Source organism: Shinella yambaruensis (assembly GCF_022899355.1).
Lineage (GTDB): Bacteria > Pseudomonadota > Alphaproteobacteria > Rhizobiales > Rhizobiaceae > Shinella > Shinella yambaruensis.
In genome coordinates this window covers 448,220-466,279 of the sequence record NZ_JALJCK010000004.1, presented here as the reverse complement: position 1 = coordinate 466,279, position 18,060 = coordinate 448,220, and the positions used below count along the sequence as shown (strand labels likewise).

Here is an 18,060-nt window from a genome sequence, read left to right as displayed (position 1 = left end):
GGGATTGCCCTGACCCGGGAGGCTCGGAAAATTGACAGCAAGCTATTGTTTTTCAAAATTTTTCCCGAAAGGACGACGCCATGGTTAGCGAGCTGTAAACAGGGTCCGCCGCCTTTTCGGGAAATCCTTAAACGGCCTTTCAGGGGAACTTGCTAAACCGGCAGGCAGCAATAGCAGCCTTGCGGGAGCAGCATGACGCCCTTTCCCCCGGATCCTGTCGAACACGCCACCCGAAAGGCCATGAGGGCCTTTAGGGCCGGCCATTGCCCGCTTTCGGGCGCTTCGAAAGGACCCCTGCCATGAACCTCGTGTCCGGCAACATCACCGCTTCGCAGCGGGACATACTGGGCCTGCCGGTCTGCGATCTCGGCTGGGCGGACGCCTTTGCCTTCGCCGAGGAGGTGGCGACCATGCCGTTCGGCCAGAGCGTCATCGCCTTCATCAATGCCGGCAATGCCAACCTGATGATGCGCGATCCCGAATACCGCGCCGTGCTGGAACGCCAGGTCGTTCTGCCGGATGGCGACGGCGTCGATCTCGCCTCTATGGTGTTCCACGGCCGCAGGTTTCCCGCGAACCTCACGAGCATCGCCTTCGTTCCGGCCCTCCTGACCTATATCGCAAAGCCGATGCGCGTCGCGCTGATCGGCGCCCGGACGGCGACGCTGATGCGGGCCGCCGACACGCTTCGCCGGCATACGCCCTGGCACGCGTTCCTGCCGATTTCCGACGGCCATTTCGACCAGGACCAGTCGGACGCGATCATGGAGCGGGTGCACGCGGCGGATGCCGACATCCTGCTCGTTTCGATGGGCAGCCCGGCCCAGGAGAAATGGATCGACAGGCATGTCGGGCCCGGCCATGCCCGGCTGGTGCTCAGCCTCGGCCCGCTGTTCGACACACTCGCCGGCAACACGCCGCCGATGCCCGAGGCCGTTCGCCGGCTCCGGCTCGGCTGGCTCTACCGGCTGATGGCGGAGCCGTCACGGCTGCCCCAGCGCAAGGCCCAGATCGCCTTCGCCTACCATGTGCTGCGCTACAAGCTATCCGGCCCGATGATGCCGCGGGGCAGCGGCAACACGGCAAAAGCCGGCTCGCTCTGAGCCGGCCAACCCGTTGCCACCGGGCATTTTCACGGGACAAGCCTAGAGCATTTCCAGCCGAAGCAAGATCGCTTCGGCGTCGGACAATGCGGTAAAAGCGAGACTCCAGCGCATTTCCGGCTCCGGAAATGCTCTAGTGACCGCCGCTCTTCTCCGCCGGCTTCACGGCCGGAACCTCACCCTTGACGAGGGTCTGGCCGCGCTTGGGCGCGGGGTCCTGTACCGATGCGGTGGTGATGTAGTCGATCTGCTCGACATAGACCTCGGCGATGACCTCTGCCCCGAAGCGGCGGTTCAGCCCTTCCTTGACGATGCCGCGGAAGGCATCGACATCGAAACTGCCCACCGTCGCCACGTCGATCATCTTCTTGCCGACCAGCAGCGTATAGAGCTCGTCGGTGATCATCTGCGGCAGGGGAACGATCTGTTTGGCCGCCAGATCCTTGTTCGCCTTGTAGGCGAGCCTGGTGAGCAGGTAGCCGTTGACGCCGCCCTCCCCGATGACGGGCACCGTCGTCGTGTATCCGCTGACGAATTCCAGCGCCGCCTCGCGCTCGGCGGCGGCGGTATCGACCTCGGGCGCCGAGGCCATCGTCAGCGAGACATAGACCGAGGCAAGCGTGATGGCGAGGATCCAGACGCCGGTGCCGATGAGCTTGATCATGTGCCGTAACCCAGCCGGAACTGCTCCTGCGAATAGGTGCCATCGGCCTCGAGGTCCTGGACGGCATTCTTCAGGATGGTGACGACTTCACGCACGGCCTCCAGATGGGCGGAGACGCGCTGGGCGTTGGTGGCGAGCTTCTCGCGCACGCGGCCGAGCTGGCTGGAGAAGGTCTGCGGCATCTCGTCCGGGCGTACGTCGCGCGTCAGCATCGCCAGTTCATAGAGGCAGCGGCTCTTGTGGGCGTTCGAGGTCGGCAGGTCGAAATCGGGGTCATTGCCGATATTGTCGTTCTCGTTGTCGATGATCGTTTCGAGCCGGCCGAGGACGGTGCGGATCCGCAATTCGTTGGTCGCCTGTTCCATTTTGTTGTTCTCCGCTTAGATCTTCGTCTCGTGTTCCTTGATGCCCGGCGTCAGGTCGGCAAAGGCTTGCCGCTGCAGGGCGTGCACCATGCCGGTTGCGACACGGTCGGTGTTCTTGTCCTTCTCCGGCGAGGCCGCGCCGATGCCGCTGCTCTTGGCGAGGCTCTCGGCAAGGCCGATGCCGCCGCCTTTGGCGAGCGCTTCGCCGAGCTGGTCGGCCATCATGCCGCGCCACATCTCGCCGGCCGTGCCCTTGCCGTAGATCTCTTCGCTCTCGGTCGGCATCATCGACTTCACGAAGTTCTGCAGCACCATCGATTCGAACTTGCGCAGATGTTCCGGCACGGCCTTGCCGCCGGCGGCGGAAACGCCCTGCGCCGCTTGGGCGCCGGCCGAATCGCGGTTGAGAATGCTGCCGACGGTGGCCTGGAAGCCGGCGCCGGCCTCGGCAAGGCTCGTCGCCTCGAAGGCGGCCCTGTTCGATTTCAGCCTGGCCTGCGCTTCCTGAACCTGGGCTGGGTCGGCAGCGCGCACGACATCGAGCACCAGGTCGCTGGGGGGAGAAATTGCCACGTCCTTGAGCCTTTCAGGTGATCCTCGTGGCCGAACCCGTCTTCATGGCGGTTCGCCGGCCTCTGACCTTTCAGGACATCGGATCCATCCGCGCCGCGCTTGCGGCTGCTTCGACAAACCTCGTCATCGTCCTGACGCGACTATCGCTGCTCAACCTTACGGGAGGCTGGTGGCGGATGACGAGGGCGCGAGGCGGGCACATAGGCACTCCACTTTGACGCAAGCTTGATAAGGCCGCGGTAAATCGCCTTTCGTTACAGCGGCTTATTCCATCAGCGCCTATTCTTCAGTACCCCTGTAGGCAATGTGCTGGTCGATCAGGTCGTAGATCGAATTGTCGGCCGCCTCGCGCTCCTCGGCACTGCGGGCTTCCTTGCGGTGCTCCTCCATGCGGTCGCCCTTGGTGCGCTCGCGCACCACGCGCATCTCGTGCATCTGCTGCACGTTGGCCAGCATCTGGTCCTGCTGCTGCAACTTGCTGTACTGGCCGGAATAGTGCCGCGAAAAACTGCGATGGATCGGATCGAGCGAGTTGATCGCGCCGGCGACGACCTCCATCGTCTCGGCGATCTCCTCCCGCTGGCGCGTGGTGTTGGCAAGGTCGAGCTCCGCCATCTTCTCCAGATGGCGCTGCACGCTGACGAGGCGCTTCAGCTTGTCGGAACGGTTTTGCGCCATCGCTACTCCCCCCGGAAGACCGGAGTGAAGCCGGCCGCAAAGATCTCAAGCAGCGAGGAGACGCCGAAATAGAGCAGGAGCAGCCCGCCCATGATGATGAAAGGCAGCGAAACGAAGTAGATGGGGATCTGCGGCGCCAGCTTGTTGATAAGGCCGACGGAGACGTTGAAGACCAGGCCGTAGAGGATGAAGGGGCTCGCGAGCCTCAGCATGATCATGAAGGTCTGGCTCAGCGTGTCGGTGAGCGTGATCAGCGCACCCTGCGGGTTGAAGCCCGCGCCGATCGGCATGACATTGTAGGATTCGACCAGCGCCCGCATCACGACATGGTGGAAATCCAGCATGAAGAGCACCAGCAGGCCGGCGAAGGAGAGAAGGTTCGTCAGCTGGTTTTCCGCCGTGTCTTCCAGCACGTCGGGCGTCGGCGGCGCGTTGAAGCCCATCATCATCGTCAGCACCGTGCCGGCGAATTGCAGGCCGAGCACGTAGTAGCGGGCGATGAGGCCGATGACGGCGCCGGTCAGCGTCTCGAAGACGATGAGCGTGAGATAGCTGTCGAGCGTGCCGGAGGTGCGCGGGTAGATCGTATCCCACAGGATCGGCAGCACCGCCATGGAGATCGCCACCGCCAGGAACAGACGGATCTGGATCGTCAGGCGCGCGGACGAAAAGCCCGGCAGCAGCATGAAGCACCCGCCGACACGGCAGAAGGCGGCGAACAGCGCCAGCACCGTGCCCTGCGGGTCCGCGATCATGAAATGGAGCCAAGGATCTTGATCTCGATGCCCTTGGCGAGCTCGACATGCGAGAGAACCGGCAATGTGGCGAAGAGGCGCTCGATGATCATGCGCACATAAGAGCGGGATTCGGGCGAGGTGACCAGCACAAAGGGCGTGCCGCGATCGAGAAACTCGCGGATAACCCGGGTCGCCTGTTCGGAAAACTCCTCGAGCTGGCGCGGATCGATGTCGAATTCGACGATTTCGCCCTTGCTGTCGCGCTTGAGAGCCTGATGGAAGACCATGTCCCACTTGTTGCCGAGGCGCAGCACGGGCAGCACGCCGTTCTCCGCCAAGTCGCCGCAGATCTGCTGCGACATGCGGATGCGCACATGCTCGACGATCTGCTCGGTCTTGCGCACATGCGGGGCGAGTTCGGCGACCGCTTCGAGGATGAGGTGCAGGTTGCGGATGGAGACGCGCTCGGCAAGCAGCAGCTTCAGCACGGCCTGGAGGCCGGAATAGGACATGTGCGAGGAGCAGATCTCGTCGGCCAGCTTGCGGTATTCCGGATCAAGCCGCTCGATGAGCGCCTTCACGTCCTTGTAGGACAGAAGCTGCGGCAGGTTGTTGCGGATGACCTCGGACAGGTGCGTGAGAACCACCGAGACGTTGTCGATGGGGTGGAAGCCCTCGCGGCGCAGGTCGTCCGCGAAGGTTTCGAGGATCGAGACCGCCGGCATGCCGAAGGCCGGTTCGCGGATGTCGTCGCCCGGCACGCTCGGCTTGCGCCCGCCGCCGGTGACGACCAGAACCTCGCCGACACGCACGATGTTGGAGGCGATCGTCGTGCCGTGGATGCGGATCTGGTAGGACTTGTCCGGAATGGAGATGTCGTCCGAAACCTTGATTTCCGGCACGACGAAACCGTATTGCCCGGCGAACTTCTTGCGCATCTTGCCGACACGGAAGGCAAGCTCCTGATGCGCGCCGAGAAGGCGGGTGGAAACCTGCTTGCCGAGGAGAAGTTCGATCTCGGCGGTCTTGAGCACCGACTTGACCGAATCCTTCTCCTGGTCGCGGCTCTGCTGGACCTGCTGGGCCTCCTGCTCGCGCTTGACGCGGTTTTCCTCCGCGATGCGCCGCGGGATGATCCAGGCGCTGAAGGCCATGACGCTGCCGAGCACCATGAACGGAAGGAAAGGCAGGCCCGGCATGATGGCGAGCAGGATCATCAGGCCGGCGGCGACGAAGAGCGCACGCGGATAGCCGGAGAGCTGGTTGATGACCGCTTGGTCGGTGGAACCGGCTGTTCCGCCGCGCGAGACGATGAGGCCGGCGGCGAGCGAGACGATGAGGGCCGGGATCTGCGAGACGAGACCGTCGCCGACCGACAGTTTCACGAAGACGTCGGCAGCTTCGCCCAGTTCCATGCCGTGACGGAAGTAGCCGATGATGATGCCGCCGAAGACATTGATGGCGGTGATGATGAGACCCGCAATGGCGTCGCCGCGCACGAACTTCGAGGCACCGTCCATCGAACCGAAGAACGAGCTCTCCTCCTCCAGCTCGCGGCGGCGCAGCTGCGCCTGCTTCTCGTCGATGAGGCCGGCGGAAAGGTCGGCGTCGATCGACATCTGCTTGCCGGGAATGGCGTCGAGGGTGAAGCGCGCGCCGACTTCGGCGATACGCGTCGCACCCTTGGTGATGACGATGAAGTTCACCACGATGAGGATCATGAAGACGATGATACCGATGACGAAGTCGCCGGACATGACGAGGCTGGCAAAGCCGGCGATCACGCCGCCCGCCGCGTCGTGCCCCTCATTGCCGTGCGAGAGGATGACGCGCGTCGTCGCGATGTTGAGCGCGAGGCGCACCATGGTCGCGATGAGGAGGACCGTCGGGAAGGACGAGAAGTCGAGCGGGCGCTGGATCCACAGCGCCACCATCAGGATCAGCACCGAGAAGGCGATAGAGAACGCCAGCCCGATGTCGATCATGAAGGCCGGGATCGGCAGGAAGAGGATCGACAGGATCGTCAGGATGCCCACGGCGAATGCGATATCGCGGCCGCTGGGGCTGACCTTCGGAAGGTTTATTGCCGGTACTTGCGCCATCTGGATGCGTCCCGTCTCGTCATGAGAGGCGGCGGCGCGTCACACGCGTCGCCCATTTCACCCCATGACCTACCCGGCGAAGCTTGCGCGAGGGTGGCAGCGGGCTCCGGCGGCTTCGGGCGCTTGGGAACTGTGGATCCTCGGGACGAGCCCGAGGATGACGGGGAGGAGAGGCTCGGCACCACGAAATGGTGCGGCATGCGGGACGGTGCCGACGACCGAACCACATCCCTTCTGTCGTCATCCTCGGGCTCGACCCGAGGAACCACGCCCCAGGCGCCGGCCTTAGAAGCCGCTCTCTATCCGGGAGAAGACGATATTGGTGAAGATGGAGATCTGCGCGCCGATGAAGGGGGCCGATATGGCGATCGTCACGAAGATCGCGAGGATTTTCGGCACGAAGGTGAGGGTCATTTCCTGCACCTGGGTCAGCGCCTGCACGAAGGCAATGGCGACGCCGACGATCATTGCGGCAAGCACGGCCGGGCCGGAGGCCACCACCACTGTCCAGATGGCGGCCTGCGCGATGTCGAGGGCGTCTGCCTCATTCACGTTTCGGTTTCACTCGCCTTGGTTTCGCTGACCTTCACGCCGGGGCCGATGACGAGCGTCTTGCCCGAATCAAGCGTCGCGACGATACCGTCATTATATAGCGTGACGTCCGTGACGACGCCAGAAATCTTGCCGTCCTCACTGGTGACGGTGCGGCCGATGACGGAGTTGGCCTCCTGCAGCGAGGTGCGCTGCAACAGGCTTTCCAGGTTCTTGTTCGTCTTGATGGTCTGCTCGACCTGGGAGAAGGTCGCAAGCTGCGCCATCTGCTGGGTCGCGTCCATCGGCTCGGTCGGATCCTGGTTCTTCATCTGCGCCACGAGCAGCTTCAGGAAGCTCTCGTAGTTGATCGTCGCCGACTTCTCGTCGGTGGTGGATTCGGCGCCGGTGACGGTCGGCACATAGGACTGGGAGGCGCCCGCGGCGCCGACGGGCGTTACCATGGGGCGATCTCCCTGCGGATCTGTTCGACCGTGGCCGGTGCCATTTCCTGGTTGTTGAGGATGCGATCCTCGATCGGATAGAGCGCGCGGATCGCCTTCAGCGCTTCGAAGGCACGGCCCTGGGTGACGAGGGCGTCGACGCGCTTCAGCTCGGCGAGCACCTCCTCGTTCTTGAAGCAGGAGAGCAGCATGATGACCGACTTGCGGAACATGGCGATCGACTGCTCGGCGCCCTCCGGATTGATCAGCGACATCTGCGCGATGAAATAGAGCTGGCGAAGCGGCGTCGTGGCCTGTTCGGGCTGCAGGACGTGGTTTTCCAGAAGGAACGTGACATCGTTCAGGAACTCGATCGCAACCTTGCGGTCGACCCTCAGGACTGCGCCGTTGACGAAGATGCGCTCACCGGACTTCAGCGATATACGCAGTGTACTTTTCATTTGATGCCATCCTTGATGATGGTGGTGATGTCGATGATACCCTGGAAATTCGAGGATTCGCGTTTGCGGATCTTCTCGATTTCCTTGAGAATCCAAATGGCGATCGAGATGAGGTTGGCCCGAAGCTCGGCCTCGAGCTGGTTTTCCGGATCTCCGAGATCTTCGATGAAGCGGATCCAGACGCGGCGAGTGAAGTAGATCGCCTCCACCGCCTCCCGGCTCTGGTTGCCGCCGTCGCTGGCCATTGCCGCTTTCAGGAGCGCAATCGACCGATCGAGGACCTGCCGTTCCCGATCCTTCGAGACGGCGACGCCTTCCTCCATGATCTCGGCATATGAAAACTGGTACATTCAGACATCCTTCATGTGTGTCCGTACCCTCTGGTTCATCAGAGGTAGTTCAATAGGCTCAGGTTCTGGATCCTCGACGTGAGCGTGTAAGCGAGCGAAAGCTGCGATTCGAGGGTGGTGACGCGGGTCGCCGCCTCGTAGGTATCGATGCTTTCCATGTCCTTGATGCTGGTGCTGAGGATGGCGACCTGGGCATTGAGCGAGGTGTTCGCCTGGCTGACGCGGGCCTCGGAAATGCCGAGCTTCGAACGCTCGCCGTCGATGCCGGAGATCGCCCGGCCCATATAGTCGATCGCTGCGTCGCTGACCGTCTTGCGGGTCTGCTCGCTGATGCCGAGAGCCATCAGCTCCTGCCCCAGGACGAGACCAAGCGCCATGTAGCGCATGCCGTCCACATTGGTGTTGGTCGAGCTCTGGACGGTCTCCGCGGCGCTGATGCGGCTCTGCATGTTCTCGTCCGACGCATTCGACCAGTTCGTCTGCCAGCTCGAGGTCGGGCCGACAAATTCAGCTTCGAGCTTCTCGACGAAGGCCTGCATGTCCGACGCCGTGATGTCGGAGACCGCGGCGTCCGTCTTCTGAAAACCGAAATGCGCGAAGAACGTATCGTCGAACACGTCCTTCGGATTCTGTTCAGGCGGCGGCAGGTCCTGGGAATATTCCTTGAGCGGCATCACATCCGTGTTGATGCCGGCAAAGAGGTATTCGCCGCTGAACGAGGTGTTGGCGGCCGAGGTGAAGGCCGAGAACGCGTTGCCGAGATTTTCCTTCGCGAGGTCCAGCTGGTCCTGCGAGGTGATGCCGGAAAGCGCGATCAGCACGCCCATCGCATCGTTCGCCGCCGTCGACATCTGGCCGAGCGCCTCCTGCGAGGCGGCGAGGCGCTGCGTCGTCAGCGCGTTGGTGCTCTTCAGCGATTCCATGCGCTGGAGATCGCGGTGCAGGTTCAGCGTGCGCGCCGTCTTGGCGCCGAGCACGGCGCCGACATCCGCATGGCGGCCGGTGACCGTTTCCTCCTGAAGCTGCAACATCTCCTTCTGCGCGCTGGCCACGGTGAGCCGCATCGCATTTTGAAGGGACATGTTGGAAACGAAAGAAGTCTTCATAACTTACCCCGCCGCCTGAAGGAGGGCCGCGATCATTTCATCGACCGCCGCCACGAGCTTGGCCGACGCCTTGTAGGACTGCTCGAGGTCGAGCAGCAGGGCGAGTTCCTCGTCGAGGCTGACGGCCGTCACGTTGAGAAGGGCCTCCTGGGTACGCCCGAGCAGCGCGGCCTTGTCGTCGCCCGCCGTCGTCGCGGCCCTGCGGATCTCCTCCAGCCAGCCGACCGAGCTGGTCGAGAAGGAAAGGAGCGTCGTCGTCGTTTCGATGGATGCGTCCGGGTCGAAGGACATCGGCGCCTCGAAGGCGGACGTATAGCCGTTCAGAAGATCCGAGAAGCTGGCATTGTTGCCCGTGTTGTAGACGGCGTTGATCCCGTCCCGCAGCTTCGTCGGGCTGCCGCCTTCGCTCGATATGACGTCGGGGTTAACCCTGATGACCGCGGCAAGGCCCGGATCCGTGACGGCGGGCAGGCCGTTGCTGATAAAGAGGCCTTCGACCCCGCCTTCGGAGAACACCTCGATGACGCCGCGGGCGACCTCGTCGAGCTGCTTCTGGAAGGTCGGCGCGACGTAGTCGCGGATCTGCAGGAGGGCCGCGATCGTGCCTTGCGCGCTGGTGTTGCCGCCGGCCCCTGCCTGGACGGGCACGCCGTCGATGAGCACTTGGTTGCCGTCGACGGCAGCGGTGAAGGTGGTCGTGGGCTGGAAGCTGACGGTGCGCGGCACGGTCTCGAACAGCACCGTGCCGTCGCTGGTGTAAAGCGCCAGGTCGTTGTGCGTGCGGTTGACCGCGGTGACGCCGACGATCCCCGAAATCTCGGTCAGCAGCTTGTCGCGCTGGTCGAGCGCGTCGTTGACGTCGGTTCCGGCGGCCGTGCCCAGGCGGACCTTGTCGTTGTAGGTCTTGAATTCGCTGAGCAGGCGGTTGAGTTCCGTCACCGCCGTGTCGATGTCGGCGTCCGCCTCGGCCCTCAGCTTCTGCAGGGCATTCGACGTGCTGTTCAGCGAATTGGCGACGTCGATCGCGTCCGACACCACCGTTTCGGCGAGCGAGATCTCGCTCGGCTTGTCGGCGAAGGTCTGGAGATTGTCGCGCAGCTTCGCCAGATAGGTGGAGGGGGCGATCTCATAGTCCTCGCCGCCCATCATCATCTTCATCTGCGTCAGGCCGGCCAGGAGCGTGTCCTGGCCGCTCGACTTGGAGATCGAGAGCAGGTTCTGCTTCAGCAGGGCCTCGTTCTGGGCACGCTGCGTTTCCACCACCGTGGCACCGGAGGTAGCCGTCGCGAGGATCGCGGCGCGGCGCGCGTAGTTCGGGTTGCTTGCATTGGCAATGTTCTTCGACGTGACGGCCGATTGAAGGCCGACGTTGGAGAAACTGGACTGAGCAGTCTTCATTGCTGCTGAAAGCGACATCGGATCTACCTAATTCTCGAATGCACGCGCGGCGTCATGCCGGCTTATCTCTTCAGATTGACGAGGACTTCCATCAGCTCGGAACCGGTCTGAAAGACCTTCGAGTTGGCCGTGTAGTTGCGCTGCGACTCGATCATGCTCGTCAGTTCTTCCGCGATGTCGACGTTGGAGTCCTCCAGCGCGCCGGAAACGATCGCTCCATAACCGTTGGTGCCGGCGTAGCCCATGACGACGACGCCCGAGTCGTTGCTCTGCGCATAGATGTTGCCCGGCAGCGGCTTCAGGTTGTCCGGGCTCTGCACGGATGCCATCGCGATCCGGAATTTCGGCGTCAGCTGCCCGTTGTCATATTTCAGCGAAACGACACCATCCTCGCTGATCTCGTAGCCGGTGACCTTGCTGGCGCCATTGCCGTTGATCTTGCCGTTGGACACGTCAAACGGGGAGGCGAGCTGGCTGGAACCGCCGATGCTGATCTCAAGCGCGCTGAGTTCGGCGCCGTTGATGGTCTGGGGCGCCGTGGTAATGCTTGCCGGCGAGGGCGTGAGCAGCTTGCCTTCCGCATCGAATGTCATGGGCTCTGGGCCGGCGATCGTGGTGCCTTCGTAGGTCGCCTCGACCGTCCAGGCATTGTCGCCCGTCTTCACGTAATTGAATTCGATCAGCCGGGTGTTGCCCTGGCTGTCATAGGCGACGAGAGAGGTCGACTTCGAATAGCCCGCCACTTCGTTGGACGGCAGGTTGACGTCGAGCGCACCTGCCGTCGAGCCGGTCGCATTGAGCGCGCCGGAGGCAAGGTTGATCTCCTGGAGACCATCGAAGCCGTTGACGACGATGGTCGGGTCCTCGGTGGAGGAATATTCGTATCCCATCAGCTTGAAGCCGGAGGAATTCTGCAGCGAGCCGTCGTCCATGACGGTGAAGGCGCCGGCGCGGGTCATGTATTCCTGGCCGTCCGTGCCCGAGACGATGAAGAAACCCTTGCCGTTGATGGCAAGGTCCGTCGCCGATGTCGTGTAGGTGAAGGTGCCCTGCGCGGAGATGGAATAGCGCACATCCGTGTTCACGCCGCCGGAATTGTAGGAACCGCCGGTGGTGGGCAGGATCAGCGAGGAGAACTGGGTGGAGGCCTTCTTGTAGCCCGTCGTGTTCGCGTTGGCGATGTTGTCGGCAACGGTGCTCAGGCGATTCGCCTGCGCATTCATGCCGGAAACACCCGTTCTCATCGTACCGTAGAGGCTCATGTCATTTCCCCGTTCGTCTCATACTCAGGACCCTATGGGACGGGCCTTGCGTGAAGCTGGCTGCCGAGCCGCCTGGCAGGGTCCGCCTCCCCGCCAGCCGGCACCATCGGCTCAGCCCTGCCAGTCGATGCAGTAGCCAAGGAAGCGCTTGGAATCGATCGGGTCGAAACCGAGCTTCTTGCGCAGCTTCTTGCGCAGCTTGCTGATGTGGCTTTCGACGACGTTCTCCTCGACGTCCTCGTCGAAGATGCCGTAGATCGCGTTGAAGATCTGGGTCTTGGAAAGCCGGCGGCCGCGGTTGGCGACCAAATATTCGAGAATGCGGCGCTCGCGGCGCGGCAGGGGGAAGACGTCACCGGCGATTTCCGGGTCGCGACCATCGGAGAAGACACGGATCGGGCCGATATCGGTGTAGTTGGACAGCGCCTTCAGGCGGCGCCGGATGGCCGCCGCACGGGCCAGGATCTCACGGGGATGCACCGGCTTGCGCACGACGTCGTCGACGCCGCTGTCGAAGAGGGCAAGGGTGGTTTCCAGGGAGGGCGTGTCGCTGACCGCGATCACCGGGGCCTGCGAGCGATCACGGATCGCCCGTGGCAGCTCCATGGAGAGCTGGCCCTGGCCGATCAGGAAAGCCTCGACCGCATCGATGTCCGAATCGGCCGCGGTGTTCACCCACTCGCCGAATTCACGGGGATCGAACCCCGTCGAGGGCACGCCCTCGCGACCAAAAAGAGAAGTATAGCCGTCTTTAACGAGCTCGCGCTCATCAACCACTACGATCATTCGTCCGCCTCCGAATCAGTGTGGTGCCTCGTTCAGGCAGTGGTACGAATCGGGCGAATCACCGGCAACTAGAGAAAGTGACTGGGTGGAATTAACAGTTGATTAAGAATTGCGTGCCGATTTGATCTACATATAGTGTCTTTCGACGGATTTCGCCACAATTTTACGGTGGAAAAGTTAACAAAGGTTAACGTCATGCCTTGCCGTCCCAAAACTGGGCGCATTCCTGCCACATTGCGGCACAGGCCGCCATCGGGTCGATATTTAAACTTTTAGTTGAATTACCGGCAGAATTGCTTCGCGTTCGCCGTCCAGCTTCCATAGCCCGTCGCGACCAGGTTCGCGATCACCCGGCATACGTAGCGCTTCTGCGCCGGGTCATTGTTGGGGCCGGCGTGATAGCGTGCGACGGCCATCGTCCAGGTCTCGTGCCGGGCGTGCAGGCGCGCCAGGAAGGACGCCGCATATTCGACATTCTTGCGCGGGTCGAACATTTCCGCGGGCGAGGCGAACTGGTCGCCATGGAAGTGATGATTGATCTGCATGCAGCCGAGGTCGATCAGCTTGACGCCCTGTGCCCTCGCGGTCTCGAATGCCCGCAGGGCATCCTTCCTGTCACGGCCGAAGAAGGCCTTGCCCTCGATGTTCATGGCATAGGGCTGGAGCGATCCCTTCCGGCCGGTCTCGGTGAGACCGACGGAATAGAGGATGCCCGCCGGGATGTCGTATTTCGCAGCGGCGGCGAGGATTTCCCGCTCGCAGGCGCCAACGGAGGCTCCGGCGTCAGAGATAGACGCCGCCAGAGCGCTGAGGCTGGCCGCCAGCAGAGCCAGGAACGGTGTCCGACGTGTTGCCCTCATGAGAGGCTCCCTCGCGTATAAAATTGCCCGTGCCCTCTCCGCCGCCCTGACGGCCATTGCCGCCCTCGCGGGCCTGCGGCTGGTTCGAGAACTGCTGCTGTTGCTGCTGGCTCTGGCTGTCGCCCTGCTGCGCATTCGCGCTCCTGTCGGCCGGCGCGAGCTGGACGCTGACCTGGTCGACGGCAAAGCCCTGACCGCGCAGCGCGCGCACGATCGCGTCCTGATCATCGGTGAGCTGGCGATAGGCCTCTCCCGTCTCCACCTGCAGCGAGACGACGAGGTCGTCGCCGTGCAGGCGCAGCGTCGCCGTCACGAGGCCGAGCTCGATCGGGTGCATCTGGATCTTCAGCGTGTTGACGACCTTGCCGGTGGCCGCGGCTTCCGAATGGCTGAGCCCGCCGGTGGCGCTGAGCGAGGCCGCCCATTGCGGATCCTGCGTGATCGCCGTCGTCATGGCCCCCGCATTGCCGGCCTGCGCAAGGCCGATGTAGCGGCGCGCATCGACCACGGTCACCGTCTCGCCCTTCGGCCCGGTCGGGTTGGCATCGCGGAACGTCGCCCGCTCGCCCTTGTCCGAAAGGCTCATGTCGAGATCCCGCCCCTTGCCGTCGGCGCGGATCAGCCGGAAGAGCTGGTCGGCATCCGACTGGGGCACGTCGCCGGCATCCGCGGTGTCGGCCATATGGGTTCCATCGGCCCTGGCTGCAGCATCGGCGCGCACATCGACCTTGGCCGATGCCTTGGCTCCGACCTGCGGCTTTGCGTCCGGCACCGCCTCGGGCACGCCGACCTTCGCAGCCGCATCGAGCGGCACGGCATTCGGCGTCGCCAGCATCTCAAGGAGATTGCCGACATCCGTTCCCGCTTTCGGCGCGGCTTCCTGCGTTCCGTCCGCCGCCGTGGCGCCGTCGTCCGCGGCCGCCTCGTCGGCATCACGCGCGACGGTCCTGCCCTCGTGCGTCTCGCCCTGCGCCTTGCGGCCTTGGCGGCCTGCGGCCTCCAGCAGGCCCGCCGCCTTTTCGTCAAAGGGACGGTTGTCCCCTTCGGGCGTAGCGACGCCGGCCTTGCCGGCGGCACCGGCCAGCGCCGCGGCCTCGCGGCGCGCAAGCTTCACCCGCCCCTCGTCAGCCTCGCCGCCTTCCCGCTGGCCGCGACCGGCCGCGCCGGAGACGGACAGCCGTCCGCCCTTGCGCCCGCCATCGCCCTCCCGTCCGGAAAGGCTGGCAATCGCATTGGCAAAACCGCCCTCTTCCGAAGCGCCTGCGGCATGGCCGTGGCCGGCCTTGCCCTTGCCCGGCGCCTGCCCCTGCACGATGCCCAAAACCCCGCTACCGATGGTGCTCAACTGCCTTCTCCCTTCAACAGCGCGTCGATTTCGTCGAGCTTGGACCTGCCGCTCGAAACGAATGTATCGAAGGCCGGATCGATGTCCGCCTTTTCTGGCTGCTCTTTCTTTTCCTGTTCCGGCTCGATTGCGGCGACCGGCGTCTCCTCGCCGCCCGCCCGCAGATCCATCGCCCGGTCGGCCAGCTCGGCTTCGCTCAATCCTTCGCGGGCAGCGTCCTCGGCCTCTATGGGCGTGGCGACGTCCGCCTCCGCCTTCGCCGCCGGTTCGCGCAGCACCTCCTCGGCCACGGCGCGGGCCGCAGCCTTCAGCGCGCGATCCTTCGCCGAGAGCTTGTCATCGGGGATGGCGATGATCGATTCCATTGCCGCCGCCACATCGCCGGAGGGAACGGAGGCGAGGCCCGAATAAAGGTCCGCCAATACCTTCGGCACGCTCTCCCCGTCGCCGGACAGCACCTGGGCGCGCTCGGCGGCGAGCGAGGCGAGCTTGTTCTTGCCAGAGATCGCGGCCAGGCGCGCCATGCGCAGATAGACCTCGCGCCGGCGCGGCACATCCATGAAGGAGAGGAGTTCAAGGATATCGTCTTCCTTGATGGCCCCGTAGTGGTCGACCGCCAGCTTGACGAAGAGATCGGCGAACTGGCTGGCATAGGGCGAGCGCAGGTAGCGGCGCGCATAGCGGTTGGCATAGACCATGCTCTTGTCGATCCAGCCCGCCTCGCTGGCGATGTAGATCGAGCGGCGCAGCGCGGCCTCCTCGACGATCGTGCCGGGAGCGACGAGCCGCGCCCAGTCGAAATAGGTGAGCGCCAGCGCCGGGTCCTTGCGCATGACCGAGTTGGCCGAGACGAGGGCCAGATAGGGGCCGACGCGCGAGTGCTTGTATTCCGGGAAGATCTCCGCGAGCGACTTGACGCTCTGCGTGCCGCGACCGCTGAGGTAACTGCGCAGGGCGTCGGTCAGGCGGGAATCGAAATGCCCGTCGACATCCTTCCTGATGAGCACTTCCAGCGTCTCGGGATTGCCGCCGCTCATCGCATAGACGAGCGCGGCATCCACATTGCGCGGGTCGTCGAAGAGCGCGGATTCTCCCGTGCGCAGCCGCTCGTCGATGGTGCTCAGCAGGAAGCGCTGCATCTCCATCGCCGAATGGTCGCCGAGCGCCACCGTGTCCTGCACATATTGCAGCGAGCGGATCATCTTGTAGGGCGCAAGGTCGTCGAGGTTCTCGGCACGCGCGGGCGCCACGGCGGAAAGCGCCGTGCACAAGACCGTGCCTGTCAGGAAAACGCGCCGCAAGAAGCCCATGGCGTCAGCTGCCCTCGGCCTGGATGAGGATTTCGATGCGGCGGTTGGCATCGGCCATCGGATCGGCCGGGACCTTCAGGCGGCGATCGGCAAAGCCGGTCACCTGGCTCACGCGCTTCTCCTCCAGGCCGCCGCGCACCAGCATGTAATAGGCGCTCTGCGCGCGGTCCATGGAAAGGCGCCAGTTGTCGTTCTTGCCGCCGGCGAAAGGACGGGCGTCGGTATGGCCGCGGATGGCGATGGCGCCCGGGCGGCCTTCCAACACCTTGCCGATCTTCTCCATCGCCAGAACCATCTCGCGCTTGGGCACCGCCGAGCCGATGTTGAACATCGGCGTGTCAAGCTGGTCGGTGAGGCTGACGAGCAGCCCCCCCTCGGCGGGCGTCACGCTGAGACCCTCGGCCAGCTTGCCGAGCTTGCCGATCTCGGCGGTCAGCTGCTTCTTCAATTCGTCCGCCTTCTTCTCCTCGGCGGATTTCTTCTCGTCTTCCCTGGCCTCGGCGGCCTCCGCAGCGGCCTTTTCCGCCTCGGCCTTCGCGGCCGCGGCCTTCTCCGCCTCTTCCTTGGCGAGCGCCTGCTTCACGGTGTCGTCGCTGGCAGCCGCCATCTGCTGGCCCGGCGTGCCCTCGCTGCCGGCATCCGTCGCCTCGGAGATCTGCACCTGCTGCGTCCAGAAATCAGGATCGAACGGGTCACGGTAGGCTTCGCCGCCATTGGCGCCGGTCGCCGGCCCCGAAGTGGCGGCACCGCCCTCGCCCTTGGCGCTGACATTCGCCTGCTGGCCGACTTCCTGCGCGATCTCCGAGAGCACGGAATAGGGATTCTCGAAGAAATTGGCCTCGGAATACTGCACTTCCTCGCCGGCCGTCGTCTTCTCGTCCTTGCCGCTTTCCGCGCCGTTGCCGCTCGCCTGCTGCTGGCCCTGTTCCTTGGACTTGTCCTGCGTCGCCTCGCCTTCGGCGCTGTTGGCCGGCTTCTTCACCGATCTGTCGGCCGGCTTGTCGTCGGTCAGCTTGATCGGATTGAAATAGGAAGCGACCGAGGCCTGGGTCTTCTCGTTGGCGGCATTGACCAGCCACATCACGAGGAAGAAGGCCATCATCGCGGTCATGAAGTCGGCATAGGCGATCTTCCAGGCAGCCGAATGATGGTCGCCCTCGTGATCGCCATGACGCTTGACGATGATGATCTCGTTCTTGCCGTGGTGGTGATTTTCGCCTTCGCTCATGCAAGCACCTTGCGTACGGTGTCAGCCCAGGCCGCCATCCGCGTTACGAGGACGGTGTCGCCGAACTCCACCGTCAAATCGACATCCTGCATCTCGACATGCCGGAAGACCGGCGCGGGTTCGTCGAAATGCGATTCCAGTTGCTGGAAGAGGTTTGCCGGCCCCTTCACCGTTATCGCCATGCCTTCATCACCCTGCAGGCCCTCGGCGATCATGCGGGCAAGGTCGGCGATCGCGCCCCTCGCCAGCACGTCGTCCATCACCGGCGCCAGGACCTCGGCGGTATCGGCGGCGACGCGCTCGGCCACCTCGCCCGTGAGCGTCGAAAACCGCTCGGCGAGGTCGCGGGCGTAGTCCTTCTCGTAGCGCGCCTTCAGGTTGTCGAGCTCGGCCTGGTGCGCCTCCTTCAGGGCCGCGATCTCGGCCTCGTGCCTGGCACGAAGCTCCGTCTCGGCTTCCGCCCTGCCATCCGCGAAGGCCTCGGCGCGCTCGGCGGCAAGATCCACCGGCGGCTCGGCCGATGGCATGACGAAGGCCTGGGCCGCAGCGCCACCCCCGTCATCGCCGAAGGACGGCGGCTGGAAGGCGGGAGCCCTGGGGCGCGGCGGAGCGCCGAAATCCTTGAGGTAACGGGCAAGCTGCACGCTCATCGCACGCCCTCCTGCCCCGCCGCGTGCCGGACGAACGCGAGAAAGGCCCGACGGGAACCCCGCGGACCGCTTCGACGCTCGCTCTCGAAAACACTGGAACCTGACACC

Annotated in this window: 20 protein-coding genes; 1 reads left to right on the top strand and 19 read right to left on the bottom strand. The window is 64.1% G+C overall.

All coding sequences use genetic code 11. The features are described 5' to 3' along the window. Window positions 1-299: 299 nt before the first annotated feature. On the top strand, window positions 300-1,103 hold the full coding sequence (locus MUU56_RS12220) for a WecB/TagA/CpsF family glycosyltransferase (protein WP_244767561.1): 804 nt from the start codon (window positions 300-302) through the stop codon (window positions 1,101-1,103). Between the two features lie 133 nt (window positions 1,104-1,236). On the opposite strand, the gene MUU56_RS12215 is transcribed toward MUU56_RS12220, so the two are convergent. The 19 genes from MUU56_RS12215 to MUU56_RS12125 form a co-directional block, all read right to left on the bottom strand. Further along, window positions 1,237-1,767, bottom strand: a complete 531-nt coding sequence (locus MUU56_RS12215; protein ID WP_244767560.1) for a hypothetical protein — start codon at window positions 1,765-1,767, stop codon at window positions 1,237-1,239. Further along, window positions 1,764-2,132 (bottom strand): hypothetical protein, encoded by a 369-nt coding sequence (locus MUU56_RS12210; RefSeq protein ID WP_244767559.1) that lies wholly within the window; start codon window positions 2,130-2,132, stop codon window positions 1,764-1,766. Before MUU56_RS12210 ends, MUU56_RS12215 begins: the two co-directional genes overlap by 4 nt. Window positions 2,133-2,147: 15 nt before the next feature. Next, window positions 2,148-2,705, bottom strand: a complete 558-nt coding sequence (locus MUU56_RS12205) for a rod-binding protein (protein WP_244767558.1) — start codon at window positions 2,703-2,705, stop codon at window positions 2,148-2,150. Window positions 2,706-2,984: 279 nt separating this feature from the next. Then, the gene (locus MUU56_RS12200) at window positions 2,985-3,383 is read right to left on the bottom strand and encodes a hypothetical protein (protein ID WP_244767557.1); all 399 of its coding nucleotides are present in this window, start codon (window positions 3,381-3,383) and stop codon (window positions 2,985-2,987) included. Window positions 3,384-3,385: 2 nt separating this feature from the next. Further along, window positions 3,386-4,138 (bottom strand): flagellar biosynthetic protein FliR, encoded by a 753-nt coding sequence (fliR, locus tag MUU56_RS12195; RefSeq protein WP_244767556.1) that lies wholly within the window; start codon window positions 4,136-4,138, stop codon window positions 3,386-3,388. After that, a complete protein-coding gene (flhA, locus tag MUU56_RS12190; protein ID WP_244767555.1) occupies window positions 4,135-6,222 on the bottom strand; it encodes a flagellar biosynthesis protein FlhA in 2,088 nt (695 codons plus the stop codon). Before flhA ends, fliR begins: the two co-directional genes overlap by 4 nt. Before the next feature lie 285 nt (window positions 6,223-6,507). Further along, window positions 6,508-6,774, bottom strand: coding sequence for a flagellar biosynthesis protein FliQ (gene fliQ / locus MUU56_RS12185; protein ID WP_244767554.1), 267 nt, complete (start codon window positions 6,772-6,774; stop codon window positions 6,508-6,510). Further along, window positions 6,771-7,217, bottom strand: coding sequence for a flagellar hook assembly protein FlgD (flgD, locus tag MUU56_RS12180; protein ID WP_244767553.1), 447 nt, complete (start codon window positions 7,215-7,217; stop codon window positions 6,771-6,773). The genes fliQ and flgD overlap by 4 nt, the downstream gene beginning before the upstream one ends. Then, on the bottom strand, window positions 7,211-7,657 hold the full coding sequence (flbT, locus tag MUU56_RS12175) for a flagellar biosynthesis repressor FlbT (RefSeq protein ID WP_244767552.1): 447 nt from the start codon (window positions 7,655-7,657) through the stop codon (window positions 7,211-7,213). Before flbT ends, flgD begins: the two co-directional genes overlap by 7 nt. Next, window positions 7,654-8,007, bottom strand: coding sequence for a flagellar biosynthesis regulator FlaF (gene flaF, locus MUU56_RS12170; protein ID WP_244767551.1), 354 nt, complete (start codon window positions 8,005-8,007; stop codon window positions 7,654-7,656). The genes flbT and flaF overlap by 4 nt, the downstream gene beginning before the upstream one ends. 38 nt (window positions 8,008-8,045) lie before the next feature. Then, window positions 8,046-9,113 carry a flagellar hook-associated family protein gene (locus MUU56_RS12165; RefSeq protein WP_244767550.1) on the bottom strand — a complete coding sequence of 356 codons (1,068 nt, stop codon included), beginning with the start codon at window positions 9,111-9,113 and terminating at the stop codon, window positions 8,046-8,048. A gap of 3 nt (window positions 9,114-9,116) precedes the next feature. Further along, entirely contained in the window at window positions 9,117-10,529 is a 1,413-nt protein-coding gene (gene flgK, locus MUU56_RS12160; RefSeq protein WP_244767549.1) for a flagellar hook-associated protein FlgK, read from the bottom strand. 44 nt (window positions 10,530-10,573) lie between these two features. Beyond that, on the bottom strand, window positions 10,574-11,773 hold the full coding sequence (locus MUU56_RS12155; RefSeq protein ID WP_244767548.1) for a flagellar hook protein FlgE: 1,200 nt from the start codon (window positions 11,771-11,773) through the stop codon (window positions 10,574-10,576). A 111-nt stretch (window positions 11,774-11,884) separates the two neighbouring features. Further along, window positions 11,885-12,559: a transcriptional activator Rem gene (gene rem, locus MUU56_RS12150; protein ID WP_244767547.1), complete on the bottom strand. Its 675-nt coding sequence runs from the start codon at window positions 12,557-12,559 to the stop codon at window positions 11,885-11,887. Window positions 12,560-12,840: 281 nt separating this feature from the next. Then, the gene (locus MUU56_RS12145; protein ID WP_244767546.1) at window positions 12,841-13,419 is read right to left on the bottom strand and encodes a transglycosylase SLT domain-containing protein; all 579 of its coding nucleotides are present in this window, start codon (window positions 13,417-13,419) and stop codon (window positions 12,841-12,843) included. Continuing rightward, entirely contained in the window at window positions 13,343-14,764 is a 1,422-nt protein-coding gene (fliK, locus tag MUU56_RS12140; protein ID WP_244767545.1) for a flagellar hook-length control protein FliK, read from the bottom strand. The genes MUU56_RS12145 and fliK overlap by 77 nt, the downstream gene beginning before the upstream one ends. Then, window positions 14,761-16,074, bottom strand: a complete 1,314-nt coding sequence (motC, locus tag MUU56_RS12135; RefSeq protein WP_244767544.1) for a chemotaxis protein MotC — start codon at window positions 16,072-16,074, stop codon at window positions 14,761-14,763. The genes fliK and motC overlap by 4 nt, the downstream gene beginning before the upstream one ends. A gap of 4 nt (window positions 16,075-16,078) precedes the next feature. Further along, window positions 16,079-17,302 carry a MotB family protein gene (locus MUU56_RS12130; protein WP_244767543.1) on the bottom strand — a complete coding sequence of 408 codons (1,224 nt, stop codon included), beginning with the start codon at window positions 17,300-17,302 and terminating at the stop codon, window positions 16,079-16,081. Further along, the gene (locus tag MUU56_RS12125; protein WP_244767542.1) at window positions 17,299-17,952 is read right to left on the bottom strand and encodes a hypothetical protein; all 654 of its coding nucleotides are present in this window, start codon (window positions 17,950-17,952) and stop codon (window positions 17,299-17,301) included. The genes MUU56_RS12130 and MUU56_RS12125 overlap by 4 nt, the downstream gene beginning before the upstream one ends. Window positions 17,953-18,060: the final 108 nt, after the last annotated feature.

Excerpts from the sequence above, each read along its gene's own strand:
- MUU56_RS12130 (WP_244767543.1), bottom strand. The coding sequence starts at position 17,302 with ATGAGCGAAGGCGAAAATCACCACCACGGCAAGAACGAGATCATCATC.
- MUU56_RS12125 (WP_244767542.1), bottom strand. The coding sequence starts at position 17,952 with ATGAGCGTGCAGCTTGCCCGTTACCTCAAGGATTTCGGCGCTCCGCCG.
- MUU56_RS12165 (WP_244767550.1), bottom strand. The coding sequence starts at position 9,113 with ATGAAGACTTCTTTCGTTTCCAACATGTCCCTTCAAAATGCGATGCGG.
- MUU56_RS12215 (WP_244767560.1), bottom strand. The coding sequence starts at position 1,767 with ATGATCAAGCTCATCGGCACCGGCGTCTGGATCCTCGCCATCACGCTT.
- motC (WP_244767544.1), bottom strand. The coding sequence starts at position 16,074 with ATGGGCTTCTTGCGGCGCGTTTTCCTGACAGGCACGGTCTTGTGCACG.
- flgD (WP_244767553.1), bottom strand. The coding sequence starts at position 7,217 with ATGGTAACGCCCGTCGGCGCCGCGGGCGCCTCCCAGTCCTATGTGCCG.
- fliR (WP_244767556.1), bottom strand. The coding sequence starts at position 4,138 with ATGATCGCGGACCCGCAGGGCACGGTGCTGGCGCTGTTCGCCGCCTTC.
- MUU56_RS12155 (WP_244767548.1), bottom strand. The coding sequence starts at position 11,773 with ATGAGCCTCTACGGTACGATGAGAACGGGTGTTTCCGGCATGAATGCG.
- MUU56_RS12210 (WP_244767559.1), bottom strand. The coding sequence starts at position 2,132 with ATGGAACAGGCGACCAACGAATTGCGGATCCGCACCGTCCTCGGCCGG.
- MUU56_RS12145 (WP_244767546.1), bottom strand. The coding sequence starts at position 13,419 with ATGAGGGCAACACGTCGGACACCGTTCCTGGCTCTGCTGGCGGCCAGC.
- flgK (WP_244767549.1), bottom strand. The coding sequence starts at position 10,529 with ATGTCGCTTTCAGCAGCAATGAAGACTGCTCAGTCCAGTTTCTCCAAC.
- rem (WP_244767547.1), bottom strand. The coding sequence starts at position 12,559 with ATGATCGTAGTGGTTGATGAGCGCGAGCTCGTTAAAGACGGCTATACT.
- MUU56_RS12200 (WP_244767557.1), bottom strand. The coding sequence starts at position 3,383 with ATGGCGCAAAACCGTTCCGACAAGCTGAAGCGCCTCGTCAGCGTGCAG.
- flhA (WP_244767555.1), bottom strand. The coding sequence starts at position 6,222 with ATGGCGCAAGTACCGGCAATAAACCTTCCGAAGGTCAGCCCCAGCGGC.
- MUU56_RS12220 (WP_244767561.1), top strand. The coding sequence starts at position 300 with ATGAACCTCGTGTCCGGCAACATCACCGCTTCGCAGCGGGACATACTG.
- flaF (WP_244767551.1), bottom strand. The coding sequence starts at position 8,007 with ATGTACCAGTTTTCATATGCCGAGATCATGGAGGAAGGCGTCGCCGTC.
- flbT (WP_244767552.1), bottom strand. The coding sequence starts at position 7,657 with ATGAAAAGTACACTGCGTATATCGCTGAAGTCCGGTGAGCGCATCTTC.